The organism is Kitasatospora sp. NPDC087315 (assembly GCF_044744345.1).
GTDB lineage: Bacteria > Actinomycetota > Actinomycetes > Streptomycetales > Streptomycetaceae > Kitasatospora.
Genome location: NZ_JBIUYD010000012.1, coordinates 225,446 through 251,067 on the forward strand (window position 1 = coordinate 225,446; position 25,622 = coordinate 251,067).

Here is a 25,622-nt window from a genome sequence, read left to right on the forward strand (position 1 = left end):
GCGTACGGGCCGTCCCCGTGGGCCTGTGAGGCCCTGTCACGTCCTGTTGTCCGCGGCGCCTCCCGTGCATGTCCCGGCGGTTTGACCGGGGGAGCCGGCCGGCCCGTGGCGTGTCCGCGGTGGTACGTGTCTTCCGGTTGCGGGGTGTCGTCCGGTGGGGGTGTGGGGCGGGGGGTGGTTCGTGGGGTGTGTGTCCGGTGTGTCCCCGTGGGTGGTGTTGGCCAAGTCACGTTGTGGCGGGGGGACTTGCTGGCGGGGGGTGGTTCTAGAATTGCGGTGGGTTCCCCCGTGCGCCGATTTCCCTCGCCGGTGCCGGGTGGCCTGGGGTTGGGGTAGGTGTTCAGTGGCGACCAGGGGAAGGGCGGCGACCGTATGAGTCCCGCACTGCGACCGTTTCGTGTCGAGGGGAAGGCCGTTCAGCTCGCCGGGTATCTGGCGCAGGAGGAGATCGGTGATCTCGTCGGCTGTTCGTGTATCGGTGACGAGGTCGTCATCGATCTGTCCGACACGCATTTCCTGATCGGTCTCGTCGAGGTGGGCGGAGCGCTGCGGCTGGACTTCCACATGGCTCACGACGGTGCCGCGCGTGCCCGTTCCTGGAGCCGCCGTCTGCCCGCGGGTACGGGAGGGCGTGAGATCGCCCGGCGTATCGCGCTGGACGTGCGGGCCCTGGCCCGGGAGCTCGCCCCGCTGCGCCGCAACCCCCCGGTGCCGGTGGCGCCGGGGGGTGCGGGCAGTGCGGGTGGCGCGGGTAATGCGGGTGGTGATGTCAGCGGCCCTGGAGGGTTTTGACGTTGTTGCCGAAGGTCCAGTTCTTTGAGCCGTCCCAGTTCAGGGACCAGGTCATCAGGCCTTTGAGGCGGTTGGTGGTGGTGGTGCCGTAGGTGTTCCAGGCCTGGGCGACCTGGGTGGTGTTCATGTAGCCGCCACCGGCGCCGGGCTGGGCGGGCAGGCCGGGGACCTGCTTGTCGTAGGGGACACGGACGGTGGTGCCCTGGACGGTGAGGCCCTTGTCGAGGCAGTCGGTCTGCTGGGTGAAGCCCTGGACGGTGCCGGCGGAGTAGGAGTCGCCCGCGCAGCCGTACATGCTGCCGTTGTAGTACTGCATGTTCAGCCACCACAGGCGGCCGTTGTCGGCGTATTTCTTGATGACGGGCAGGTAGGCGCCCCAGATGGAGCCGTAGACGATGCTGGCGCCGGTGACGTAGGCGGTTTCGGGGGCCATGGTCAGGCCGAAGCCGGCGGGCATCGCGGCGAGGATGCCGTCGATGATGCGGATCAGGTTGGACTGGGAGGGGGAGAGGGCGGTGATGCTGCCGCTGCCGACGAGGCCGGTCTCGAGGTCGATGTCGATGCCGTCGAAGTTGCCGGCTTTGAGGATCGGCACGATGGTGGCCACGAACCGGTCGGCGACGGCGGTGGAGCTCAGGTCGATGCCGGCCGCGGCCCCGCCGATGGACATCAGCACGGTCAGGCCGTTGGCCTTGGCCTGGCACACCTCGGTGGGGGTGGGAACCTTGACGCCGGTGTCCATGCCGTCCTGCCACAGCGCGGTGCCGTCGGAGAGGATCACCGGGAACGCGGTGGTGACGACGTTGTAGCCGTGCGCGGGGATGCGGGCGTCGGTCAGCGGGATCCAGCCCATCGGCGGGTGGACGCCGTTGGCGGCGCCGTCCCAGTTCTCCCAGTAGCCCTGCAGCACCTTGCCCGTGGGCCGGCTCTGCAGCGCGCAGGTGGCGCCTGCGGCGGCCTGTGTCCCCGCCCGGGCGGGGGCGGGTGAGGTGGGGGCGGCGGTGGCGGCGGGCGCGGCCGAGGCGAGGGCCAGTGCCAGGGCGGCGCCCAGCAGTCGTGCGGTCCGTGTGGTCATGACGGTGTGCTCCCTTCCGGCCATGGCCTGGCGGGCCCGGGGCGGGCCGGCGTGGGGGAGGCCATGGCGAGTGACGTGGGGGTGTTCGGCGGGAAGCCCGACCGCGGGGTGTCACGGCCCTGACAGGTGTGGGGTGTCCGGGGCGCGTTCCGCGGTCGCAGGGAATCGTAGGAGCACCCTGATGAACCGTCAATAGGTCTGGACCAATCGGTGGTCCGGGGAGCCCGGAGCCCGGAGCCCGGAGCCCGGAGCCCGGTTCCCGGTTGACGGTGCCGGCGCCTGTCTCGTCCGTGCGGGCCGGCGCGGGTTCGGCGAGCATGGGTGGCAGGCCGGGGTCGGCGTGGAGGTGGCGATGAGAGTCGTGTTCGTGCACGGGGCGTGCGTGCGGGACGGGTCGTGGTGGTGGCACCGTACCGCCGGGCTGCTGCGGGAGCGGGGGGTGCCGAGTGTGGCCCCGGCGCTACCGAGCTGCGGTGAGGCGGGCCTGCCCGGCGGCGTCGACGGTCCGGGGCTGCCCGAGGACGTTGCCGCGGTGCGGCGGGTGCTGCGGGCCGGCGACGAGCCGACCGTCGTGGTCGCCCACAGCTACGGCTGTGTCGTCACCGCGGAAGCCGCTGCGGGAATCGGGTCGGTGCGCCACCTGCTGCTGGTCTCCGGTTATCTGCCCGAGGTCGGGCAGAGCCTGTCGGAGTTCGGGGACGGCGGCCCCGCCCCGTTCCTCGACGTCGACCCCGGCGCCGGCACGTTCGGGGTCCGCCCCGAACTGCTCGTGGACACGTTCCTGCAGGACTGTGACGCAGAGGTCCAGGCGCAGGCGGCGGACCACCTCGCCCGGCAGAGCGTGAAGGTGACCGGGCAGCCGGTCGGGGCGGCCGCATGGCGGCAGGTGCCCTCGACGTACCTCGTCTGCGCTCAGGACCGGGGCACCGCGCCGCGGCTGCAGCGCGAGTTCGCCCGCCGGGCCGGCGGCGTCGTCGAGCTGGACGCCGGCCACCACCCGTTCCTGTCCCGGCCCGCGGCGGTCCGGGACCTGCTGCTGAGCCTGTGACGGCAGCCGCGGACGAGCCGGGCCGGCGGTCCGGGGGCCCGGAGCCCGGCGTGCTGCGCGACGGCCGGCTGCTCGTGCGGCTGCGGCCCGGCGGCCGCGCACTGGTCCGGCTCCTCCTGGCCGGGCCGGGCGGCTTCCTCCGCCCCGGCGGTCGCCCGGCGGACGGAGGCGGCCTGCGGGTGCTCGCCCGCGTTCCCCGGCCCGAGCCGCCGGGACACCTGCTCACGCCCCCGGGCAGGTGCTCGCGCCCCGCGCCCTGCCTCCGTCCGCTCAGGCGCCCGCGCCGCCGTGGAGGACCAGCGCCCAGCACAGGCACCCCAGTGCCGCCGTGCACAGCAGCGCCCGTGCCACGTTCCACCGCACCCACCGCGCCTCGAACCGCCCGCGCACCGCCGCCGGGTCCCCGATCCGCGCCGGTGTCCCCGCCGCGGCCAGCGCGTCGTTCAGCGGGATGTTGATCCGCCGGGTCACCCCCAGCGCCGCCACGTAGAACACCAGCGCCGCCACCACCGCCGGCAGCACGTGCCGCCCGTCGGCCGGTACGTGCAGCGCCACCGCCGCCCCCGTGCACAGCAGCGCCCCCACGAACCCCAGCATGAACCAGCCGTTGAGGATCGCCACGTTCACCCGTTGCATCACCTCGATGAACGTCCGGTCCTCCGCCTCCCGCAGCGCCGGCATCACCGAACACGCGTAGGCGTAGAACAACCCGGCCGTCAGCCCGGTCGTCACCGTGGCGGCCACGAGCGCGATCACACGCGACAGTTCCATCGTGCAGTCCCCTTCCGGCGGCCGACCCGCCGATCAACCGTCACAACACCGGCCACTGCTTACCCCGGCCACTCAAGACCCTCTCAAATGACAGACCGTCAACCCATGACCAGCACCCAACGGTTGGGTCACGGTCGCGCTCTCGCGGGACTCCTCGACGTGCCCGGAACCCGCCGGGCGTTCCTGCCGCGCCCCGTCCTCGCCCCCACGTGATCAGCGAGCACCATCGATCATGTGCTGACCGGTATCAACCGCAGAGGGCACCTACCCCACGTCGTGCAGGATCGCGCTCACCATCAGAGGCACACCTCGACCGCCCGGATCCGGGGCCGGCAACTTGGCCCGGGCGAAGACCGGTTGAGAGTGTTCCCACCGAGGAGGAAATTCCGACAGGAGCCTGTCCGCGAGGTCGTGCGCAGTTTCCAACGGCATCGCCCCAGGCTACGGGTCGTCCGGTGAATGATCTCCGGGCTGGATCGGCCGGGGCCGGCTGCTGTGGGCTGCTCGTGGTCCCGATGGTGCTCTTGCCCGCCGTTTCAGCCTGTCCGGTGTCGTCATGGAGGAGGGCGCCAGGACGGTGTGGCCGAGAGCGCCCGGCGGCTGCGAGTGGGAGGTCCGCGGGGAGTGGATCACCCGCCCGCGGACCCCGGCACCGCGCCGGCGGCGCGAGGCGCGGACGGCCGACCCGGCCCCCGCGCCGCCGGGAGTCGCCACCGGAGAAGTCTCCCGCCCCGCCCCGTCACACTCGCGTGCCGCGCTCCGTCGAAGCGGTGACAGCCACGGACCCGAAGGAGACGGACACCATGAACGACGCCCGGATGCCCGACCCCGCCTCGTCCCCGGGACGATGCCCGCGATCCTCGCCGTGGCCAAGGCCGCCCGCACCGGCGGCGTTCCGCAGACCACCCTGGAACTGGTCCACCCGCGGGCCGGCCGGATCAACGGCTGCAGTTACCGCGTCATCGGCGGGATCGCCGGCACCGGGAAAAACGGCGAGAGCGACGAGCGGCTGCACGCGGTCGCCGCCTGGCGCGAGGTGCCGTACCTCACCGACGCCGAACGCGCGGCGCTCGAACTCGCCGAACACGTCACCCGCCTCGCCGACCGGGCCGTGGTGCCCGACGACGCCTGGAACGCCGCTGCCCACTTCGACGAGAAGCAGCTCGCGAGCCTGGTCCTGTGGATCAGCCTGACCAACCTCTTCAACCGCCTCCACGCCACCACCCGCCAGCCGGCGGCGCCACCTGGTAACAGGGAGATCGGGAGTCAAAAAGCGCTCTGGGTCGAACTGCCCGTCCAACCGCCCACACGCCTGCCTCGCTCCCGCTGCTCCTCGGCCGGGATCGACTGAACACCCCCGAACCGGATCTCCCGTGCGACCCCCTCGCGACGGGCCGGCATCCCGGGCGTGGAACGCGGTGTTCGGCTGACGGCAGGACCACCTGCCGGTACGCGCTTACGTGGATCAGCCGGTGCAGTGCATGCGACGGAAGAAAATCATGCGAGACACATCAGGTGCATCGTCAAGAATGTCCTCATGACCCGTCGGATCGAAGCCCCCTGCGCCGCCGATGCCGCAGCTGTGGGCCGGATGCAGCTGAGGGCTTGGCTCGAGACGTACCCCAACGAAGCGGCGGGGATCGACGAGACGTGGATCCGCGAGCACCGCGGGTCCTCTGCCACGGCGGAGGGCATCGCCCAGTGGCGGGAGTTCATTGAGGAGGCCGAGCGGCAGCCGGACCTGCTCTTCTGCCGTGTCGTCCGCTCCGGGGCGGAGATCGTCGGGTTCCTTTGCGGCCGCCGGGACGGGACGGTCACCCTCGGACCGATGTACCTGCTCGACGAAGCCCAGGGCCAGGGCATCGGACAAAGGCTGATGGGCGAGTTCCTCGCATGGGCGGGGGACGTGCGGATACGCCTCTGGGTGACTGATTACAACGAAAGGGCGGTCCGCTTCTACGAGCGCCACGGATTCACGTTCACAGGTGAGCGCGAGCTCTGGAGAGGCAGGCTGTCCAATGCGCGCATGGTCCGCGACTCCACGCTGGACCGCGAGATCATCTGAGACACCGGGCGGATCGGACCAGTTCGTCCGAGAGCGGGGCCCGACGGATCGGGCCGACCAGACGGGGACGGGTTCTTCATGGCCGCTGCCATGTCACCATGACGCGCGGCCGACGGGCGCAACGCACCCGGCGGGGAACGGCGTTCGAGCGCTCGAAGACGCTTCGGTCAGTGGCGCTCCGGAGCGCTCGCACGGGAACCGCCGCGTCGCGCCCGCCCGGCCCCGCACGCCTGGTCTCCCAGGAACGCGCCGGGTGTGTGCGGCCAGGCGACGGGCCCGGCCAGCGTCTCGAACAGCGCCTTGAACGGTTTGGTCCCCACCCGGCGACGCGCCCGGCACAACGCGGAGATGCACGGCCGCGCCAGGGCGAGGGCATCCAGACCGGCGGCGAGCTTGCCCCACACCGCTCGATAGCTGCACTGCTCGAACAGGGCCAGCGCGAGGACGAAGTACACCACCACCCGAGAGGGCAGCAGCCTGACCCGCTTCTGGACCGCCCCGGTCTCCTCCAGCACCGCATCGACCAGCGCGAAGTCCACCACCTGGGTGAGCTCCCCGAGATGCCCCGGCGCGAACACGCCCCCGGCCAGCGCGAACTCGCGGGTGATGACAGACTTCTCCTGCAACGGAACTCCCCGGTCAACTCTCTTGGTCGAAAATTGGCCTACCGGAGTTCCGTTGTGTCATTCAACCCCCTTGCCACACCGCCTCCAGCCCAAATTCAACGGCGTTGCGGCTGAGTACTAACCTGGACTTGGTCGCATAACAGGCGAGTGTCTACAAAATAGGGCAAAGCCCGGTACCTCCCTGGACGTAGACGCAGACAAGGACGGAAAGTGGGAAGTGCGGGAGAAATTCACCGCGCCCAAGGGAACACTGTGCGTGCTGGGCCCAGTGTCCTGAGAGGGGAGACGGACACAGTGTGGGCCTTGCCCTATTTCGTAGACACTCGCCTGTTATGCGACCAAGTCCAGGTTAGTAATGCTTGTGGCGTGCTGCTGCTCGTAGTCGATGGGGCTGCGGTAGCCGAGGGCGGAGTGCCGCCGCTTGCGGTTGTACCAGGCCGGCCAGGCGAAGACCGCGATGCGGGCCTGCGCCCGGGTCAGCCGGCCTGAACCGTAGAGCAGTTCGCGCTTCAACGTGGCGAAGAACGACTTCGCCAGCGCGTTGTCGTAGCTGGAGCCGACCCGGCCCATCGAGCGCCGTATCCCGTGCGTCCGGCAGACCCCGGCGAACGCCGCCGACGTATATTGCGCCCCGCGGTCGGAGTGGAACACCACACCGCGCATGTCGCCGCCCCGGGCGTCGACGGCGGCCTGGACGGCGCCAACGGGCCGCAGCCGGCGCGCATGTGTTCCGCGAGCGACCAGCCCACGACCCTCCCGCGAGTGCATGTCGATCACCGTCGCCAGGTACATCCACGACCCACCGACCGGCAGGTACGTGATGTCCCCGCACCAGCGAACGTTCGCCGCCCCGGGCCCCGTTCTTTGGGTGCCGTCCCGGGCCCCGGCCCTACCCGGCGGCGTGCAGGGCGGCGTGGAGACGGGCGGGCAGGCTGTCCCAGGGGCGGCAGTCGACCACGGGCAGGGCGTGCCGGCGGGCCTGGTCGCCGAGCCAGTGCGAGAAGCGGGCGCTGACCTCGGCGCGGTGTGTCTGGATGCCGTACTCCGGCTCCCGCTCGGCGTAGTTGGCGGCGATCTGTCCGGCGTCGGCCTCGTGGAGGAACACTGCCTGTACCCGTCGGCCGGCTGCTGTGCCTTCGTGCATGGCCCGTGCGGCGGCGGCCGGGGTGAGGTAGTCGCCCTCGATGACGGCGGGTACGTTCACGGTCAGCCGGTTGCGTACGACTCCCAGCACGGCGGGTTCCAGCGCCCGGGCGGTGGCGATCTGGAGGTCCAGCACCTGGGTGGCGGGGAGTTCGGCACTGTCCGGCAGGGTGTTGAAGTGGTGCAGGTCCGGGTGCTGTCCGGCGGTGGTGATCTCCTGTATGGCGCTGACCACGTCGTCGAACTCGACCACGAACGCCCCCGATTCTCTGGCGAGCCGGGCTGCTGCCCGGCTCTTGCCGATGCCCGACGCTCCGCCGAGCAGCACGATGTCCCATGCTCCCGTTGTCATGGGGTGACCGTATCGCGCGGGCTCGGCCCCGGTTCTCGTGGGCTGTGACCTTCGCGCAGACACCGTCCAGCAGCGGGCTCGGACGGTCCACAGGCTTCTGGAAGCCGCCCGTGCGCCCGTCGGACCACTGGCCCGGCCCCACCACCATCGCGCACCCGGAACCCGACAACGCCTGGACCATCCCGCCGCCAGCGGCCGGCGTGGGCAGCCCCGAGTCCGGCGGCGGCGCCCGCGCGGCGACCTGGTCGAGCGGGTGACCGGGCCGGACGGCACACCGGGGCGCAGCGTGCGGCGGCGCCCGCCCGGCACCCCCGGCCCCGGCCCGGCCGGGTGTGAGTGATCTCTCACCGCCCCGGCCAGGGCGTTTGGGCCCGGCGTGAGCGGTCAGGCGGGGACGGTCCACCGTCCCCGGCAGAAGAAGCGGACCCTTGCGCCCATCGTCACCGACCGCCACCCCGCCCACCCCCGCACCCGGCCCGCCCGCTCCCGGGCCCGCTCCCGGACCCGCCGCCGCGTCCGCTCCCGGGCCCGGCGGCGGGTCGCCTGTACCCGGCCGGGTCACCGTCGTCGAGCCGGGTATGCTGCGCCGCGCGGTCACCGCCGCGGCCCTGGGCAACGCCATGGAGTGGTTCGACTTCGGCGTCTACAGTTATCTGGCGGTGACCCTGGGCAAGGTCTTCTTCCCGGCCGCCGACGGCACCGCGCAACTGCTGGCCGCCTTCGCGACGTTCGCGGCGGCCTTCCTGGTCCGGCCGCTGGGTGGCCTGGTGTTCGGGCCGCTCGGCGACCGGCTCGGGCGGCAGAAGGTGCTCGCCGCCACCATGATCATGATGGCGGCCGGTACCTTCGCCATCGGCCTGATCCCCTCCTATGCCACGATCGGGATCTGGGCCCCGGTCCTGCTGCTGCTCGCCCGTATGGTGCAGGGCTTCTCCACCGGTGGCGAGTACGGTGGCGCGACCACCTTCATCGCCGAGTACGCTCCCGACCGCCGCCGCGGGTTCCTGGGCAGCTGGCTGGAGTTCGGCACCCTGGTGGGCTACGTCGCCGGGGCCGGCCTGGTGACCGTGATGACCGCGTTGCTGGACGAGCGGAGCCTGCTCTCCTGGGGCTGGCGTCTGCCGTTCCTGATCGCCGGTCCGCTCGGCCTGATCGGTCTCTATCTGCGGATGCGTCTGGAGGAGACCCCGGCCTTCCGCGAGCTGAGCGACCGCGACGGCGCTGCCGACCGGGCCGGGGCCCCGGCGCGTCCGGGGGGCGGGCTGCGGGAACTGGTGACCACCCACCGGCGGGCCCTGGCGCTGTGTGTGGCGCTGGTGCTGGCCTACAACGTGACCGACTACCTGCTGCTGTCCTACCTGCCGACGTATTTGAGTACCGAGCTGGGTTTCGACGCCACCCATGGGCTGCTGGTGGTGGTGGCCGCGATGGTGCTGATGATGGCCGTCAACGCGCCGCTGGGACTGCTGTCCGACCGGATCGGGCGGCGTCCGGTGCTGATGGCGGGCTGCCTGGGGTTCCTGGTCCTGTCGGTGCCCGCGCTGCTGCTGATCCGCCGGGGCGCCTACCCGGCGGTGCTGCTGGGCGTGGGCGGGCTGTGCCTGCTGCTGGCCTGTTTCACCGCCACCATGCCGGCCTCGCTGCCGGCGCTGTTCCCCACCCACATCCGCTACCGGGCGATGTCGGTCGGCTTCAACGTCTCGGTGTCCCTGTTCGGCGGCACCACGCCGCTGGCCGTCACCTATCTGATCGGCGCCACCGGTGACCGGATGGTGCCTGCCTACTACCTGATGGCCGCGGCGGCGGTCGGTGTCGTCGCGGTGCTCCTGATGCCCGAGAGCGCCGGCCGTCCGCTGCCCGGTTCGCCCCCGGCGGTCGCCTCCGAACGGGAGGCCCGGCACCTGGCGGACGCCGGTTAGGCGCGCGGGCCCGCGACGCTGGCTGCGTCGCGGGCCCGGGCTCGCCGGATCGGATCCGTCAGGCGGTGTTGGGGAAGAGCGTCCAGCGCTGGTTGGGTTTGCCGTTGCACTGCCAGATGCCGGGGACGGTGCCGTTGGCGTCGTTTCCGCCGGGGAGTTCGAGGCAGGCCTGGGCGGTGGGGTTGTAGAGGGTGCCGTCGGCGCGGAGGGTCCAGATCTGGCCGGCGGTGCCGGTGCAGTCCGTGATGGCGATCTTGGTGCCCCAGTCGAACTTGTTGTCGCGGGTGGTCACGCAGCGGCTGCCGGTGCGCAGGGTGCCGTCGGAGGCGAAGGTGAATTTCTGGTTGGTGCCGTTCCAGCAGTTGTAGAAGCTGAGGTCGCCTCCGTTGGGTGCGCCCAGGTTGTCGAGGCACCTGGCCGGGTTGTGGGCGGAGTTGATGTTGTAGCCGGCGGGGGTGGGCCGTGGCAGGACCTGTGGTGCCCCGAAGCGGGGCAGGCCTGCGGCGGGGGTGGTGCCCAGGTACTGGGTGAGGGTGCCGTCGGCGGCGGTGGTGATCAGGTCGGGGTTGCCGTCGGCGTTGATGTCACCGGGGGAGTCCACGGTGGGGTATGCGGCCGAGCTGAGCCCGAGTGGGAGGACGGGCCGTGCGGTGGGGGCCACCCACTTCTGGCTCGCGTTGTCGAGGCAGTCCCAGATGATCAGACGGTTGCCGGGGGTGTTGTCGCCGCTGGGGACGGCGAGGCACTTGCCGGAGTGGGGGTTCTTCAGCGTGCCCGGGTAGGGGCCGGCGGTCCACTGTTGGGCGGGGGAGCCGTTGCACTCCCACAGGTTGACCCAGGATCCGTTGGCGGTGGCTCCGCCGGTGACGTCGAGGCACTTGCCGAGGACGTGCAGCGATCCGTCCGTGCCGAGGGTGAACGCCTGGTTCGGGCTGATGCCCTGGCCGGCGCAGTTCCACAGCAGGGCGGCGGTGCCGTCGGTGGTGCGCCCGTGGTCGATGTCGGCGCACATGTTCTTGCCCGCGGCGTCGGTGACGGCGGACACCAGGGGCTGGCGGGCGGGTGCGTGCAGGGACTTCGCGGCGGGCGTGCCGTTGTCGGCCAGGGGCAGCGGCAGGCTGGTGACCGCGCCGGTGACGCTGTCACGGACCCAGAGTGCGGGGGCGTTGCCGATCAGGCCGGGGGACAGGAGGGTGAAGCCGCTCCAGTCGTCCCCGTCGGCGCCGAGTTCGATACCGGCGGTGAAGTAACAGCCGACGATCGTGCTGGCGGGGTAGTAGCGCAGGTGGCCGTTCTCGACGGTGACGAGATTGGGCCGTCCCTTGACCCCCGGGGCCGGGTTGACGGCGGTCATCTGGGTGATGTTGCCCCAGGTGCCGTCGATGCCCTTGTCGCACAGGGTGGCGCTGTTGCCGATTTTGGTGGAAGTGAAGGTGTAGTGGCCGGCGGCGCCTTCGGGGACGTGGTTCGAGTCGTTGACGTAGACGTAGAGCTGCTTGCCGGCCTTGTCATAGACGAGCAGGTCGTCGACGCTGTTGTCGGTGACCGAGCCGCGGTGGGCGAGCAGGTAGTTGTTCCAGCTGTCGTGGTTGGGGCTGCGGTCCGCGGTGGAGGCGGTTCCGGGCTGGGCGGTGAAGTCGCTGTTGCCCGGGAGCAGGGTCAGCGAGCCGTCGGCCGCGGGGATCAGGTAGTCGGGGATGCCGTCGAAGTCCACGTCGCCGGCGACGGCCTTGGTGGCCGGGTTCCACGGGGCGTAGAAGTCGTACGTGGCGGCCTGGGGCTGGGTGTTGCCGGCGTTGTCGGTGGCGCGGACGTACAGGCGGTGGGTTCCCCAGTTGTCGGGGTTGAGGCTGATCGGGATGTCGGCGTACGCGGTGCCGTCGGCGGCGAACCTGGCCGGCGCGGAGCCGTATCCGGTCGGCCGGCTGTTGTCGTCGAGGGAGTACTGGAACTCGCGGACGCCGCTGGCGATGCAGCTGCCGCGGGTGCAGCCGCCGGGGACGGGGTCGGTGCTGGTCACCCGGATGGTGGCGTTGGTGTCCCCGGCATGGCCGGTGGGCTTGATGCCGCTGCCCAGCGGGGGGAACACCGTGGACGGGGCGATGTGCGCGAGGGTCGGCGCGCTGAGGTCGACGTTGAAGTAGCAGTAGGCCGTGCCGGGGCTGTTGAGGAAGCCGTCGCTGGTCCAGGCGTTCCAGCCGTACTGGTGGCCGTCTGCGGCGGGGAAGCCGAGGGTGGCCGCGCCCCAGCCCCAGCCGTTGATGGTCTGGCTGGTGCGCCAGCTCCCGCCGCCGGGGCCGCCGTTCGGGTCGGCGGTCATGTTGTCCCACACGTGGAAGCCGACCACGATGTTGGTGCCGGGCATCGAGGTGGAGCCCCAGGCGTGCAGGGTGATGTCGGAGGTCCCGTCCGGCAGCGGCACGGTCTTCCCGATCCATCCGGGCTGCCCGTTCCCGCACGCGGCGCCGCTGGGGTTCACCGAGTCCGGCCTGGTGTACATCGCGTCGGGGGTGTTCGGCGCGATGTCGTAGGTGGCGAGGATGGACGGGTTGGTGCTGAACCGCATGAAGTGGTCGACGCCGGTGGACGGGTTCTCGTCGCCGAACAGGCCGACCGTCCATGCCTTGAAGCCCTGCTGGGCCACCGTCCGCAGCGGGCCGGTGACGTTGAAGATGACCGTCTTGTCACCGCACCCGAAGTACGCGCTCTTGGGCCACTGGGTGGTGTCGATGTCCTGGACGATCTGCGGCTGCCGGTTCCAGGTGGTGCCGGCGTCGATGCCGCCGGTCCACTTCAGGGAGACCGGAGCCTGGGCGTTGCAGTCGTGGGCGGCGGCGTAGGACTCGTTGAAGTACATGTTGGCGTTGTCGATGTACATCTGCGGTGTCACGGCGCTGGTGTTGAACTCGTAGTACGAGCGTTCCATGCCGTAGCAGTTGGCCAGGTAGTGCTGGTAGCCGACGCCCTGGCCGTGGTCCTGCGCGATGTCGTACGCCGGGTCGTTGGGGCAGCCCTGCATGACCTGGGCGAAGTGGCTGGTGCCCATGGGCGGTGTCGGCTGGAAGGCCGGGTCGATGTACAGCGGCCAGACGGTGTCCTTGCCGGCGAGCAGGTCGGCGTCGGGGGTCAGTGTCAGAGCCGAGGCGCCGGTGCTGACGCCGACCGGCTTGACGTGCGCGCCCCGGCCCGGCCCGTTGGCCGAGGAGGGGCTCCCGGCGGCCGGTGCCGGGGTTTCGTCGGCGTGTGCCGGGGCGGGCAAGGCGCCCGCCTTGCCCGCGGGGGACGGCGCGGGAGCGTCCGAGGCGGAGTCCCACATCAGCGGGGCGGGGGCGCTGAAGGCCGCCTTGCCGTCGGTGGTGACGGCGGTGATGCTTCCGTGTTCGTCGCTGGAGACGACCAGATCCTTGGTGGCGGTGCCGAACGTCAGCGACTTCAGCGCCGGGTCGGCGGCGGCCTCGGCGTTCTTGACGACCAGGACCTCGCGCACCGCGCCCTGGTCGCTGACCTCCACCCGGAGGTCCACCCCGGGCAGCACTCCCGGGTAGACGGCGGCACCTCCGGTCACGGTGGGCTGGGGCAGCTCGACCGGGAAGGTCAGTGCCAGGCTGCGGCCGTCCCGGTCGGTGAGGGTCGCCAGCGGCCCGGTGCCGCCGCCGGAGACGGTGACTCCGGACGGCGTGGCCTTCGGGGAGTAGCTCCCGTCGGCGTTGCGGGCGAGGTTGGCGTCGACCCCGGTCCAGGCGTCGTTCTTCTTCACCCGGGCGGGCAGCACGTGGGTGGTGACGGCGAGCTTGCCGTTCGGCTGGGCGACGGTGAGTGAGGTCTCGGTCGTCAGTTCCTCGACGGTGACCGGCTTCCCGGTCGTCTTCGCCTGCTGCCGGGCGGCCTGCACCGGTCCGGCGCCGGGTCCGGCGGACGCCGGGGCCTGGGCGCTGTTCTGGCCCGGCGGGACGGCGAACGGCCGGTCGTCCGCGAGCGCGACCGCCGGGGCGGCGCCCAGGACGAGCCCGAGCGCACAGGCCGGCGCAAGGCGTCTCATCAGACGGCTGCGTATCCGCGGCGCGGATGGACGGATTTCTCCCATGGTGTGTCAGTTCACCTTCACAACGCGGCCCGACCCGTATACGCGACCTCTATGTGCCATGCATCACATTGACCGATACGCGGGGTGGCCTTTGTCCAATTTTGGCGCGTTTCCGATTGGCCATCAGCTGACGTGACGTCATTTCGGCCGTCCGGTCGTAGCCGAACGCTATTGCGCCCGCGGACGGGCTGGCAATACGGTTCCGGCCGTCACGCTGGGACACCTTTTTCCCTCGCAACGACGCAGGTCGCAGACCCATGTCAATTCCGTAACACGGAGGGACGCTGATGCAACCCGGTTGGGGTTGGTTCGCTCACTTTTCACCGAGAGGGGGTGGTCGATGGCGAAATGCGTTGACTGTTCCCGCTCTCATCGCCGCTCTCTCACTCGTGGTCCCCCTGGTCGGCGAAGGAGTCGCCTTCACCGCACAGGCCGCCAGTAAGGAAGAAGCACCCCTCCCGAAGCTCCCGGTCGTCGGCGGACACAACGCCGACACCAAGCGGGAGCCGACGGCACTGCCGTACCCGGAGGGTTCGCGCGAACTCCGGGCCCACAAATCGGACGCGGCGCAGTGGCCGAAGCAGGCCGCGCTCACCGTCGACCTGAAGAACCGGCCCGACCTCGTCGCGGCCAAGGGCGGGGACGGCTCGACGGTCCGGGCCGGTGACACCCCGGTCCTGCTCGGCGCGGCCACCCCCGGCCGGAGCGCCGGCAGGACGAGCGCCGCCGGCGGTGACACACCCGCCGCCGCGCCCGGCACCGTCGAGGTGAAGGTCGCCGACCGCGCCCAGGCCGAGCAGGCCAACGTCAACGGCCTGCTGGTCGGCCTCAAACGCGCCGACGGCGGCACCGACGCCGCGAGCCTCGACGTCTCGCTCGACTACAGCTCGATCGCCGACGCCTATGGCGGCGGCTGGGCCTCCCGCCTGCGCCTGGTCGCGATGCCCGCGTGCGCGCTGACCACGCCCGAGCGCGCCGAATGCCGCACCCGGCAGCCGGTCGACTCCACGGTCGACCCCGCCACCAAGCGGATCACCGGGACCGTCGTCCTCCCGGGCGATCCGTCCGCTGCGAAGCCCGCGCCCGGTGAGGCATCAGCGGCCAGAACCGGCTCAGCCCCGTCGTCGGCGGGCGGCGGTATCGCCGTTGCGACGGTTTCCGACGCGAGCGGTTCCCAGGGCTCCTTCACGGCGACCGACCTGTCCGCCTCCGGCTCCTGGTCGCAGAGCGCGGCAGGCGCGTTCACCTATGCGTACCCGATCGCCGCACCGCCGTCGGTGGGCGGCTCGGGCCCCGGCGTCGAGCTGTCCTACAACTCGCAGTCCATCGACGGCGCGACCTCGGCACGCAACTCGCAAGCATCCTGGATCGGTGACGGCTGGTCCTACAGCCCCGGTTTCGTCGAGCGCTCCTACAAGTCGTGCAGGAACTCCGGCATCGACGACTCCGGTGACCAATGCTGGGCGGGGTGGAACGCCACGCTGTCCCTCGGCTCCCACTCCGGTGAGCTGGTGCGCGACGCCGACGGGCTCTACCACCTGCAGAGCGACGACGGCACCCGGATCGAGCGGCTGACCGGCGCGGCGAACGGCCTGTGGCAGGGCGAGTACTTCAAGGTCACCACCACCGACGGCACCGCCTACTACCTCGGCCTCAACCACGCCCCCGGCACCACGGCGGACGACGCCACCAACAGCGCCTGGGCCGTACCGGTCTACCACCCGAACAGCGGCGACCCCTGCTACACCGCCGCCAAGGGCAAGAACTCCCAGTGCGACCAGCAGCCCGGCTGGCGCTTCAACCTCGACTTCGTCGTCGACCCACAGGGCAACCTCCAGCGCTACGACTGGGCCAACGAGACCAACCGCTACGCCGTGGGCGCCGGCCAGGCCGTCGCCACCGGCGGCACCGGCACTCTCACCCCGTACACGCGTGGCGGCTACCTCACCCACGTCTCCTACGGCTACCAGCTCGCCGACGCGGTCGCCGGCCGTGAGCCCTCCGCCCGCGTGAACTTCGACTCCGCCGAGCGGTGTGTGGTCTCCGACTCGGTCTGCAAGCCGGGGAACCTCTCTTCCTACACCGCCAAGGACTGGCCCGACGTCCCCTACGACCTCGCCTGCCAGAACGGCTGGCCGACCAGCGGCACCGGCAGCAACGTCTGCCGGATCGGCTCGCCCACCTTCTGGTCGACCAAACGCCTGCAAAGCGTCAGCACCGAACTGCGCACCCAGGACGGCTGGAAGGGCGTGGACCACTACGACCTCAAGCACCTGTTCTCGGACGCGGGCGGCCTCTATGACCCGGTGACCGGCAATACCCGGGACAAGGAGATCGTCGGCTCCCTGCAGTCGGTGATGTGGCTGTCCGAGATCCGGCACATCGCGCTCGACACCTCCGCCGGCGGCGGAGGCCAGATCGTGCTCGACCCGGTGACCTTCGCCGGGACCGAGATCGACAACCGCGTCGACGGCTCCACCCCGGCGGCGCTACCGCTGTACCGGCCGCGCATCATCGGGATCAACACCGAGTCCGGCACCTCGATCGCCGTCACCTACCGCGATCCCGAGTGCTCGCGGACCAAGGGCACCATGCCGGCCTCGGCTGACAGCAACACCATGGCCTGCTACCCGGTGTACTGGACTCCGACGAACGCGGCCGCGCCGATCGCCGACTGGTTCCACAAGACCCTGGTCGCCAAGGTCACCGTCACCGACACCACCAAGGCCAACTCGCCGGCCCGTGAGACCGCCTACTTCTACGGCGGCGGCGCGGCCTGGCACCGGGACGACTCCGACCTGACGGACGACCAGTACCGCACCTGGAACGACTTCCGCGGCTACCGCACCGTCACCACCACCAGCGGGGCCGGCCCCGACCCGGTCGGCCAGACCACCGTCACCTACTTCCAGGGCATGGACGGGGACTACAAGGCCGACCGTACGCTCCGGGTCAGCAGGCCGAAGAACTCCCTCGGTGAGGAGAGCGTCGACAGCCCGTGGCTGGCCGGCATGGCACAGGAGTCCGTCACCTATACCAGGGCCGGTGGCACCCCTCTCTCCAAGCAGTTCACCGACGCCCCCGTCCTCGCCCCTGTCCCCGGCGCCAGCCGGCCCCGTACTGCGTGGAGCTCGAAAAAGGGCACCCTGCTGTCCACACTGCCGCCGCTCGAGGCACACCGTGTCGAGTCGATCGGCGGCCGCTCCAGCGCCCTGCTGTCGGACCAGACCTGGCGCACCGGACGCACCAGTACGAGGTTCGACAGCCTCGGACGGGCGTCCAAGTCCGAAGCACAGCCCGATGTGACGAGTCCGGCCGACCGGTCCTGCTCCACGACCAGCTACGCGACGCCGCCGGCGAGCAATCCGATGATGCTCGCCTACCCCAGCGCCGTCCTGACCGTCGCCGGTCCGTGCGACACCGCCGCCTCCGCCACCACGACGGTCAGCGACCGCCGGATCATCTACGACGGCAGCGCCGACCCGAACAACCCCGGTGCGTGGGGTGTGCTCGGCCAGAACGGCACCACGGTCGGCAACGCCACCGCCACCCAGACCGTCAAGGCGTACGACGCGCAGGGCAACGCAAGCTACCAGACCCTCGCGGCCCAGGGCTTCGACGCCTACGGACGCGTCGTCCGCAGCGTCGACGCCGCGGGCGGAGTCAGCCTCAGCTCCTACACCCCGGCCACCGGCCTGCTGCCGTCGGAGGTCGCCACCGTCAATCCGCTCGGCTGGACGGCGAAGAGCGTCGTCTCACCGGCCCGAGGCCTGGTGACCCGAGCGGTCGATGCCAACGGGCGGATCACCGACTCGACCTACGACGCGCTCGGCCGCCGCACCGCCGTATGGCTGCCGGGCAACTCCAAGGACGCGGGCAGGCCCGCGGACCGCACGTTCGGCTACGAGATGCACGGGGTGGACCCCACCCCGACCAGCCGTGCCAACCCGCCGAGCGTCACCACCAAGACGCAAACGGACAGAGGGACCTGGGCAGCCTCCGTCACCATCTATGACGGCTTCCTGAAGCCCCGTCAGACACAGGCCACCCCGACCAACGGCGACCCCGGCCGGATCCTCGGCCACACCCGCTACGACAGCCGCGGCCAGGTCACCAAGTCCACCACGGCGTGGTACGACGGGACGAACGGCGGACCCGGCAGCACCCTGTTCGAAGAGAAGGACACCGAGGCCCCCTCGCAGACCCGGTACCTGTACGACGGTGCCGGCCGACAGACCGCCGCCAAGCTCTACGCCAAGGGCACGGAGCTGTGGCAGACCGTCACGGCCTACCCGGGCGCCGACCGGACCGACACCACCCCGCCCAGCGGCGGCACGCCGAGCACCGTGTACACCGACGCCCTCGGCCGCACCACCGCCTCGACCCTCCACGGCGGAACGGGTACGGGTGATGTCTCCACCCGGTACACCTACGATCAGCGGGGCCAGCTCTCCCGCATCGCGGACAACGCCGGCAACACCTGGTCCTACACCTACGACCTCCAGAGCAGGCGCGTCTCCCAGACCGACCCCGATGCCGGCACCTCCTCCACCGCCTACGACGACCTCGGCCGCGTAGCCGCCACGACCGATGGCCGCGGCAAGCGGCTCTCCTTCACCTACGACCTCCTCGGCCGCGCCACCGGCCGCTACGAGGGCGCCGACACCAGTGACCAGAGCAAGCTGCTCGCCTCCTTCACCTACGACACCCTCGCCAAGGGCTACCCGACCTCCGAGACCCGCTACGCCGGCGGCGCGGCCGGCAGCGCCTACGTGAAGAAGGTCAACGGCTACACCACCCGCTACCAGCCCACCAGTACCACGACCACCGTCCCCGCCGCCGAGGGCAGGCTCGCGGGCGACTACACCCAGACTCTCTACTACACCAACAATCTCGGCCTGCTGGCCGGGCTCTCCTACGGCGCCGAAGGCGGCCTGCCCACCGAGAAGTACGGCTTCGCCCGGTCCGAACTGGGCCAGGTCATCGCCACCGGTACGGACCTCAGCAAGCTGCTCGGCCTCGCCAACTACAACCCGCTCGGCCAACTGCTGCGCTCCCAGTACGGCGAGCGCGACCAGCTGCTGCGGACCGCCCGCACGTACGACGACATCACCGGCCGGCTGACCACGAGCAGCATCAAGTTCCAGGAAGCCGAAGCCAACCCGATCTCGCAGAGCAGCTACGGGTACGACCAGGCCGGCAACCTCACCAGCGTCTCCGAGCTGCAGTCCTCGGGCAGCACGGACACGGCGTTCGACACGCAGTGCTTCCGCTACGACGGCCTCAGCCGGCTGACGGAGGCCTGGACCGACACCTGGGGCGTCAGCACCCCGGGCCCGGGCCAGGTCTCGCACTGCAACAACAGCAACCCCGGCCCCGCCAACATCGGCGGCCCGGCCCCGTACTGGCAGACCTTCCAGTACAACCAGCTCGGCGACCGCACCCAGCAGGTCCGCCACGATGTCACGGGCGACACCTCCCGCGACGTCACGCAGACCAGCACCTACCCCGGCGACGGCCGCACCCCGGCCGCCAAGCCCAACACCCTCACCACCGTCACCACCCGTACTGGCCAGGCCACCAGCCGATTCACCTCGGCCCTGCCCGCCGCCGACGGGTCCGCGCTCTGCCTGGACGTGTGGGGAGCCAGGACCGCGGACGGCACGCCCGTCGAGACCTGGACCTGCAGCACCTCCAGCGCCCAGAAGTGGACCCGCCCCGGCGACGGCACCCTGCGTGCCTTCGGCAAGTGCGCCAGCCCGGTCGGGGGGACCGCCGGAGCAGGCACCAAGATCGAACTGACCACCTGCAACGGCGGCGAGGGCCAGAAGTGGCAGGACGGCGCCAACGGCGCCATCGTCCACACCGCCTCCACCCTCTGCCTCGAGATCCCCGGCTGGAACCAGGCACCGGGCACCCAGCTCGGCCTCTGGTACTGCAACGGCAACCCCAACCAGAAGTGGCCCGCCACCGTCAACCCGCCGAGTGGCCCCGGCTACACCGCGACCCTGACGCCGCAGTACGACGCCGAGGGCAACACCACCTCCCGCACCACGACCAGCACCACCACGCTGCCCTCCGCCGTTTTGACCGGCACCACTCCCATCTGCCTGGACGCCACGGGCGCCAGCAGCGCCAACGGCACCCCTGTCGAGACCTGGACCTGCCACGACGGCAGCGCCCAGCAATGGACCATCGGCTCGGACGGCACCCTGCGCGTCCTCGGCGCCTGCGCCCGCCCGGTCGGGGGCCAGGCCGGCGCGAACGCGCAGATCGAGTTGTGGACCTGTGACGGCAGCGACAGCCAGCGCTGGCACACCACCGCCGACGGCGCTCTCGTCCACCAGTCCGGTCTCTGCCTCGACATCCCCAGATCCAGTACCGTCCCCGGCACCCGCGTCGCGCTGTGGACCTGCAACCAGGGTTCCAACCAGAAGTGGGGCAGCAGCGGCACCAAGCCCACCGCCGGCGCCACCCAGGCCTTCACCTACGACGCCGAAGGCCGCACCGAAACCGTCACCACCCCCAACGGGGTGGGCACCAGCACCTCCAGGTACCTGTACGACGCCAGCGGCGGCCTGCTGCTGCAGCGCGGGCCCGACGGCACCGTCCTCTACCTGTTCGGCGGCGCCGAACAGCTCACCTTGTCCGCCGACGGCACCAACCTCAGCGGCAACCGCTACTACCACCAGCCCGACGGCACCACCGCCGTCCGCTCCAGCAGCGGAGCGCTCACCTACCAACTGAGCAACCCGCAGAACACGGCAACAGTCCAGTTCGACACTACGACGAAGGCCTTCACCCGACGCGCCTTTGACCCCTACGGCACCCCCCGCGGACCGGTCCCCACCTCGTGGGCCGACAACCGCGGATACCTGGGCAAGCCCGTCGACAGCAGTAGCGGCCTCAACCTCCTCGGCGCCCGCAACTACGACCCGGCACTCGGCCGATTCCTCACGGTGGACCCGGTGCTGATGGCCGGCGACCCCAACCAGATGGGCGGTTACACCTACGCCGACAACGATCCGATCAATCTGACCGACCCGAACGGGCTCTGGCCGAAGTGGCTCAAGACCGCCGGCAAGTACGTCGCGGGCGCCGTCGACGCCGGCGTCGGCTATCTGTCCGTGAACAACCCCTACGCGGCCATGAACAACACGCTCTCCGGGGTCAGCCAGTCGGTCGGCCAGCAGACCGGTGTACCGCTCCTCCCGGGGATCACCCCGATACAGCCCACTGAAAACCCGATAGCGGACGCGTTCGGCATCCCGCACGACGACCCGGCCTACGTCGCCGGGTGGATCACCGAAACCGTCGTGGAGACGGTGGCGGACGGCGTCGGCCTGGTCAAGTTGGGCGCCAAGGGAATCAGGGCCGCCACGAAGGCCGTCAAGGACGCCGGCGGCATCAAGAATGCCCTGGGGAAGCTCTGGCCCAAGAAGGGGGCGTCCAAGGGCGGCCCGTCGGGCCCGACCACACCCGCAGAGCCCAACGTCCCCAAGACCACGCCTGCCGACCCCAAACCGCCGGCCACGCCCAAGGCCGAACCGACGCCAATCGAGGAGCCTGTCGGATCCGCCTGCAGCTTCCGGTCCGAGACGCCGGTGCTGATGGCCGACGGCTCGACCAAGCCGATCGCGGAGATCAAGACCGGCGACCGTGTGGAAGCCGCCGACCAGTGGACGGCCACCGACGAGGGCGGCCGGACTGTCACCGCCACCTGGGCGCACAACGACGACAACCTCGTCGACCTGAGCGTCACCACCGGCAGCGTCACCAGCACGATCAAGACGACGTCGAACCACCCGTTCTGGGACCAGACCGACCACACATGGGTGCCCGCCGGCGACCTGGTCACCGGACACTCGCTCACGACCACCACAGGTGAGTCCGTGGTCGTCACCGCCGTGCATTCGGTCCGTGGCGAAGCGCGTATGTACAACCTGACCGTGGCGGAGCTCCACACGTACTATGTGCTGGCGGGGACCATGCCGGTCCTTGTTCATAACACGTGTGGTGAAGGCAAAGTCTGGGAGCCGTTCCGTGAGGGCGTCGACCACACCGACCAGGGAACCCTTCCGGCAGATGCAGGTATTCCGGCCGGGGCCTCCCTCGATCCGGGCGAGTATCACTTCATCGTTCGCCAGGACGGTTCCTTGCGTGCCATGCAGAACGAATCTATGTGGGATCTCAATCCGGATGCTGGGCACACTTCCCTTGGCGATCGCCAAGGGGTGCTCATGGCAGGCACGTTCGATGTCGATGCAAATGGTGCGATCTCCAGGATCGATAATTTCTCTGGCCACTACCGTCCGACGGGTTCAACGCGACTGCTGAACGTAACTCGCAGGGCCTTCCAGGGGCACGGTTGGAGCTTTTCTGACGACGCCTGGGATTACTACGCTGGGCCGCCGGGTCACTGAACCGGTACATGTTTGCTGGGGGTAGCCTTGCAGAGGCTGCCCCCAGCGGGCTTGAAACACTCGAAGGACTACCTCTCCCTATGTGGCGGTGACGATGGAATATCCGGCATATCCCAAGCCCGACGTGCTCCTGGCGCGTCTCGTGCAGATTTCGGAGACCGATCTTCCCCGGGTCAACGAATTTCCTAAGGGTGAGCTGCCTCCGATCCAGGCGGGGGAGCCTCCGACTGAGGAATTCCTTGGCCGATTGGCGGAGCGGGTCGGCATGCGGAGTCATGATCTATTCCTCGTTGCGGGTCTAGCCATTCCGGACGACGCATTGCACTTTGACGAGGAGGCTAGTCGTGAGCTGCCCCAACTGGTGAAGCGCGCACTCACCTTGCGCGCGTCTGACCGGCGGCGACTGCGTGACTGCGCCCGGTCCCTGACTGAAGTGCCGCAAACTCTCACTCCCAAGCGGCGTTCCCTTACGCAGTACCCTGCGGGTTTCGGTTCTCTCCTTGTACGGATGCTCGCCCTTCGCAATCTGGGATGGTCCTCGGCGGCCAAGGTGATGTATCTGATGTCTGGCGTCTATCTGTCAGCTGCGACCATCGGGGCGGTAGGGCGTGGCGTCAAGGAACTCGACCCTGAGCTTCTCGACGGGTTTGCGGCTGTACTTGGCGTTCCAGTCGAAGTCTTGGCCTCTTTGACTGGAACGCACCAAATGCCAGTGAGTCGCAAGAACTCCCGGGAGGTTATTGAAACCGCCGCGCTGCTCTGGGATGTGCGGCACCTTACTGCGGAGCAGGTGCGGCAAGTCTCCCATTTGGCAGATTGACCCTGGATAATCATCGCTGCCACGCGAGACGATGACCCGTGAAAGCTGGCAAGGAGCAGGCAGTAGCCTCACCGGATTTGTTCCGGTGAGGCTACTGTGTCTTTTGGCCTCGGTGAGGGCTGGAGGTTGATCGATGAGCTGTACTCCCGGAAGGGACGCAAGAGAGGTCCCAGCTCCACCGAGTTTTAATGTTCAGATTCGAGATCCCGAAAGACCTCGGTCGGCGTATTGAAACTCACTCAACTGGCATGGATGAATCTATCCTATTCCCGCTCGCATTTGGGTGTGAGTGGAGTTTTCAATCACATTGATGAGAATAACTCTGGAAGCCCTGCCGAGCTTTTCGTCGGGGCCTCCAGGGGTCTTGACGGCAGTAGTTGACGGCAACGTCAGCGGACGGGCGCCGCACAAAGTGGCGGGTCCTCGCCGGCGTCGGGCTCGGAGGTGGCCTCCGAGGAACTGCGCAGCGCGCGGCCGAGGAGGTTGATGGCGTCGCGCTGGAGGCGGAGCCGGACGTGGGCGTACACCGTGGCGGTCACGCCGATGTGGGCATGGCCCAACAGCTCCTTGATGACGACGAGTTCGACGCCCTGTTCTAGGAGGAGTGTCGCGGTCGAGTGTCGCAGGTCGTGGAACCGGATCGTCCGCAGGCGGGACTGACGGAGCAGGGCGTTGAAGTGGCGGTTGAGGGTGGCGGGTTCGATGGGATTCCCGTCCGGGCGGGTGAAGACGAGGCCGTTGTCCACCCACTCAGCGCCGGCCTGCTGCTTCTCACGGTCCTGCCGGTCGTGGTGCTGGCGGAGCGAGGCGACGCAGGCGGCTGGGAGGGCGATCCGGCGTTCCGAGCTGATCGTCTTGGTGGGCAGGGTGGTGAGGCCACTGGAGCGGGTGCGTTGGAGGGTGCGGCAAATGCTGGCGGTGCCCCTGTCGAAGTCGAGGTCTTCCCAGCGCAGGCCGAGGAGTTCGCCCTTGCGGAGCCCGGTTCGGAGGGCTAGTTCGAACAGTGCGTGCTGGCGGTGCCCCTGGGCAGCGGCGAGGAAGGTGCGGGCCTCGTGGGCCGTGAGGGGGTTGAAGCGGCGGGGGCGGGGCGTGCCGGTGCGGATGTTGCGGGCGACGTTGCGCGGGATCTCTTCCTCCCGGACGGCATGCTCCAGAGCGGACTTGAGCACGGAGTGGATGTAGGCGAGGGTCAGCGGGGAGAGGTACTTGCGGCAACACTTGCCGATGGCGCAGCAGCGCGGGCGGCGGCCCGCCTGGGCGTCGGGCTTGCGTCGGGTGTCGATGCCGCGTGCGCAGCACTGGCACGTGGTGCGGAGCTGGTTGAGCCAGGTGCGGATGTCCTTGGCGGTGAGCTTGGCGAGCTTCTTCTTGCCGAGGCCGGGAATGAGGTACTGGCTGACGCAGGCGGTGTAGCGGGTGTGGGTGGTCTCGCGGAGCTGGTGGACGGCTACCACCTCCAGCCAGTACGTCAGGTACGCGGCGAGGCTGCCCTGCGCGGAGACGATCGGGACACCGCGGTTGCTGGCGGCGGTCTTCTCGGTGAGCTTGGCGAGGGCTTCCTTGCGGGTGGTGCCGTAGACGCGGACGCGCTTGCGGGTGTCGCCGGGGGCGAGGACGTAGCCGGCGGCTTCCCAGCGGCCGTCCTTGCGCTGGTAGACGGTTCCGTCTCCGTTGGCGCGGCTGCGGCGGGAGGCGGGGGTGTCGCGGGGTGTGGGCATCAGGCCAACACCTCGGGCTACCGCGCGCCGGGTACGTCGAGCGGCTCCACCGTGCCCCTCGGTGGCGCGAACGCTCTGGGGTTCAGCGGGTTCGGCAGCGCCAGCACCGCGCCGAGCGGCTACGCGGGCAGCGACGTCTACCAGGAGAAGCAGGAGGCCCGGGAACGCTGGAGGTCCAACTCCCCGACTTCCCTGCCGCAAAGCCCGACCGGTCTGCCCGCGGCGAACCCGACGGGAGCTCCTGCCCGGGGTTCCAGCCCCCAGCAGAGCCCGACCTGCAAGACCTGCAACCGGGCCAAGACACCCCCGCGCCCCGCCGCGCCCAGGGCCGAGCCGCCCAAGCTCCTGTGGGACCCGACCAGGGCCGCGGTCGAGCGCCCCGCTCCCCAGCTCGACTGGGCACCCAGGGACCCCCGTGACGTCCTCAGCGTCATCGCCGCCTCCTACAGCAGCGCCGACCTGCTCGCCATGCTGACGCTCGTCCCCAACATGACCCCGAGCACCGAGACCGCCCCCGGCCCCCGGGTCTATCAGGATTCCGGCTCTGTCCCGTAATCGGTGGTAACCGTCTGTGATTCAGGCGAGGAGGATGCGGTGTCGGAGCAGGGCGAAGCCGGCCCGGCCGTGCATCTGGCGCATGATCCTCTTGGTGTGGGACTATCACGATCTAGGTGTACGGCACCCGTTTGTACTAGACGAGTAGATCCGATGTGATCAGTGGTCGTAGGCGATCAGCGAGCGGGTGACCGGTGCGCCGATCAGGTTGTTGTGCCAGATGCCGGCGGC

15 protein-coding genes and 1 pseudogene are annotated in these 25,622 nt (G+C 70.1%); 9 read left to right on the forward strand and 7 right to left on the reverse strand.

Going from position 1 to position 25,622, the window contains the following annotated elements; all coding sequences use genetic code 11:
- Positions 1–372 precede the first annotated feature (372 nt).
- Entirely contained in the window at positions 373–792 is a 420-nt protein-coding gene (locus tag ACIO5D_RS19615; protein ID WP_400763077.1) for a hypothetical protein, read from the forward strand.
- Here ACIO5D_RS19615 and ACIO5D_RS19620 read toward each other — a convergent pair.
- Entirely contained in the window at positions 770–1,867 is a 1,098-nt protein-coding gene (locus tag ACIO5D_RS19620) for a chitinase (protein WP_400653019.1), read from the reverse strand. The two genes, ACIO5D_RS19615 and ACIO5D_RS19620, sit on opposite strands and share 23 nt — an antisense overlap.
- Before the next feature lie 352 nt (positions 1,868–2,219).
- Here ACIO5D_RS19620 and ACIO5D_RS19625 point away from each other — a divergent pair, with 352 nt between their 5' ends.
- Positions 2,220–2,915: an alpha/beta hydrolase gene (locus ACIO5D_RS19625; RefSeq protein ID WP_363612247.1), complete on the forward strand. Its 696-nt coding sequence runs from the start codon at positions 2,220–2,222 to the stop codon at positions 2,913–2,915.
- Positions 2,916–3,185: 270 nt separating this feature from the next.
- Here ACIO5D_RS19625 and ACIO5D_RS19630 read toward each other — a convergent pair whose 3' ends face one another.
- The gene (locus tag ACIO5D_RS19630; protein WP_363612245.1) at positions 3,186–3,686 is read right to left on the reverse strand and encodes an anthrone oxygenase family protein; all 501 of its coding nucleotides are present in this window, start codon (positions 3,684–3,686) and stop codon (positions 3,186–3,188) included.
- An 847-nt stretch (positions 3,687–4,533) separates the two neighbouring features.
- Between ACIO5D_RS19630 and ACIO5D_RS19635 the strand changes: the two genes are divergently transcribed.
- The gene (locus ACIO5D_RS19635) at positions 4,534–5,037 is read left to right on the forward strand and encodes a carboxymuconolactone decarboxylase family protein (protein WP_363612243.1); all 504 of its coding nucleotides are present in this window, start codon (positions 4,534–4,536) and stop codon (positions 5,035–5,037) included.
- Between the two features lie 186 nt (positions 5,038–5,223).
- Positions 5,224–5,751 (forward strand): GNAT family N-acetyltransferase, encoded by a 528-nt coding sequence (locus ACIO5D_RS19640; RefSeq protein ID WP_400763071.1) that lies wholly within the window; start codon positions 5,224–5,226, stop codon positions 5,749–5,751.
- Between the two features lie 167 nt (positions 5,752–5,918).
- Here ACIO5D_RS19640 and ACIO5D_RS19645 read toward each other — a convergent pair whose 3' ends face one another.
- The 3 genes and pseudogenes from ACIO5D_RS19645 to ACIO5D_RS19655 form a co-directional block, all read right to left on the reverse strand.
- Positions 5,919–6,377 (reverse strand): transposase domain-containing protein, encoded by a 459-nt coding sequence (locus ACIO5D_RS19645; RefSeq protein ID WP_400796631.1) that lies wholly within the window; start codon positions 6,375–6,377, stop codon positions 5,919–5,921.
- A 330-nt stretch (positions 6,378–6,707) separates the two neighbouring features.
- Positions 6,708–7,220, reverse strand: a pseudogene (locus tag ACIO5D_RS19650) (IS3 family transposase); the annotation flags it as partial.
- Between the two features lie 46 nt (positions 7,221–7,266).
- The gene (locus ACIO5D_RS19655) at positions 7,267–7,872 is read right to left on the reverse strand and encodes an AAA family ATPase (RefSeq protein WP_400796634.1); all 606 of its coding nucleotides are present in this window, start codon (positions 7,870–7,872) and stop codon (positions 7,267–7,269) included.
- A 110-nt stretch (positions 7,873–7,982) separates the two neighbouring features.
- On the opposite strand from ACIO5D_RS19655, the gene ACIO5D_RS19660 reads away from it, so the two are divergent.
- Both ACIO5D_RS19660 and proP read left to right on the forward strand, forming a co-directional pair.
- Positions 7,983–8,129 (forward strand): hypothetical protein, encoded by a 147-nt coding sequence (locus ACIO5D_RS19660; RefSeq protein ID WP_400796637.1) that lies wholly within the window; start codon positions 7,983–7,985, stop codon positions 8,127–8,129.
- A gap of 321 nt (positions 8,130–8,450) precedes the next feature.
- Positions 8,451–9,791 carry a glycine betaine/L-proline transporter ProP gene (gene proP, locus ACIO5D_RS19665; RefSeq protein ID WP_400796640.1) on the forward strand — a complete coding sequence of 447 codons (1,341 nt, stop codon included), beginning with the start codon at positions 8,451–8,453 and terminating at the stop codon, positions 9,789–9,791.
- Between the two features lie 58 nt (positions 9,792–9,849).
- On the opposite strand, the gene ACIO5D_RS19670 is transcribed toward proP, so the two are convergent.
- Positions 9,850–13,830: a ricin-type beta-trefoil lectin domain protein gene (locus tag ACIO5D_RS19670; RefSeq protein WP_400796643.1), complete on the reverse strand. Its 3,981-nt coding sequence runs from the start codon at positions 13,828–13,830 to the stop codon at positions 9,850–9,852.
- A gap of 398 nt (positions 13,831–14,228) precedes the next feature.
- Between ACIO5D_RS19670 and ACIO5D_RS19675 the strand changes: the two genes are divergently transcribed.
- Together ACIO5D_RS19675 and ACIO5D_RS19680 are read left to right on the forward strand one after the other, a co-directional pair.
- Positions 14,229–22,298 (forward strand): ricin-type beta-trefoil lectin domain protein, encoded by an 8,070-nt coding sequence (locus ACIO5D_RS19675; protein WP_400796646.1) that lies wholly within the window; start codon positions 14,229–14,231, stop codon positions 22,296–22,298.
- Between the two features lie 82 nt (positions 22,299–22,380).
- Complete coding sequence (locus tag ACIO5D_RS19680; RefSeq protein WP_400796649.1) at positions 22,381–23,118, forward strand: hypothetical protein; 738 nt, start codon at positions 22,381–22,383, stop codon at positions 23,116–23,118.
- A 389-nt stretch (positions 23,119–23,507) separates the two neighbouring features.
- Here ACIO5D_RS19680 and ACIO5D_RS19685 read toward each other — a convergent pair whose 3' ends face one another.
- The gene (locus tag ACIO5D_RS19685; protein WP_400796651.1) at positions 23,508–24,836 is read right to left on the reverse strand and encodes a tyrosine-type recombinase/integrase; all 1,329 of its coding nucleotides are present in this window, start codon (positions 24,834–24,836) and stop codon (positions 23,508–23,510) included.
- Between the two features lie 51 nt (positions 24,837–24,887).
- Between ACIO5D_RS19685 and ACIO5D_RS19690 the strand changes: the two genes are divergently transcribed.
- Positions 24,888–25,391: a hypothetical protein gene (locus ACIO5D_RS19690; RefSeq protein ID WP_400796653.1), complete on the forward strand. Its 504-nt coding sequence runs from the start codon at positions 24,888–24,890 to the stop codon at positions 25,389–25,391.
- Positions 25,392–25,622: the final 231 nt, after the last annotated feature.

Excerpts from the sequence above, each read along its gene's own strand:
- ACIO5D_RS19615 (WP_400763077.1), top strand. The coding sequence starts at position 373 with ATGAGTCCCGCACTGCGACCGTTTCGTGTCGAGGGGAAGGCCGTTCAG.
- ACIO5D_RS19620 (WP_400653019.1), bottom strand. The coding sequence starts at position 1,867 with ATGACCACACGGACCGCACGACTGCTGGGCGCCGCCCTGGCACTGGCC.
- ACIO5D_RS19625 (WP_363612247.1), top strand. The coding sequence starts at position 2,220 with ATGAGAGTCGTGTTCGTGCACGGGGCGTGCGTGCGGGACGGGTCGTGG.
- ACIO5D_RS19630 (WP_363612245.1), bottom strand. The coding sequence starts at position 3,686 with ATGGAACTGTCGCGTGTGATCGCGCTCGTGGCCGCCACGGTGACGACC.
- ACIO5D_RS19635 (WP_363612243.1), top strand. The coding sequence starts at position 4,534 with ATGCCCGCGATCCTCGCCGTGGCCAAGGCCGCCCGCACCGGCGGCGTT.
- ACIO5D_RS19640 (WP_400763071.1), top strand. The coding sequence starts at position 5,224 with ATGACCCGTCGGATCGAAGCCCCCTGCGCCGCCGATGCCGCAGCTGTG.
- ACIO5D_RS19655 (WP_400796634.1), bottom strand. The coding sequence starts at position 7,872 with ATGACAACGGGAGCATGGGACATCGTGCTGCTCGGCGGAGCGTCGGGC.
- proP (WP_400796640.1), top strand. The coding sequence starts at position 8,451 with ATGCTGCGCCGCGCGGTCACCGCCGCGGCCCTGGGCAACGCCATGGAG.
- ACIO5D_RS19670 (WP_400796643.1), bottom strand. The coding sequence starts at position 13,830 with ATGAGACGCCTTGCGCCGGCCTGTGCGCTCGGGCTCGTCCTGGGCGCC.
- ACIO5D_RS19685 (WP_400796651.1), bottom strand. The coding sequence starts at position 24,836 with ATGCCCACACCCCGCGACACCCCCGCCTCCCGCCGCAGCCGCGCCAAC.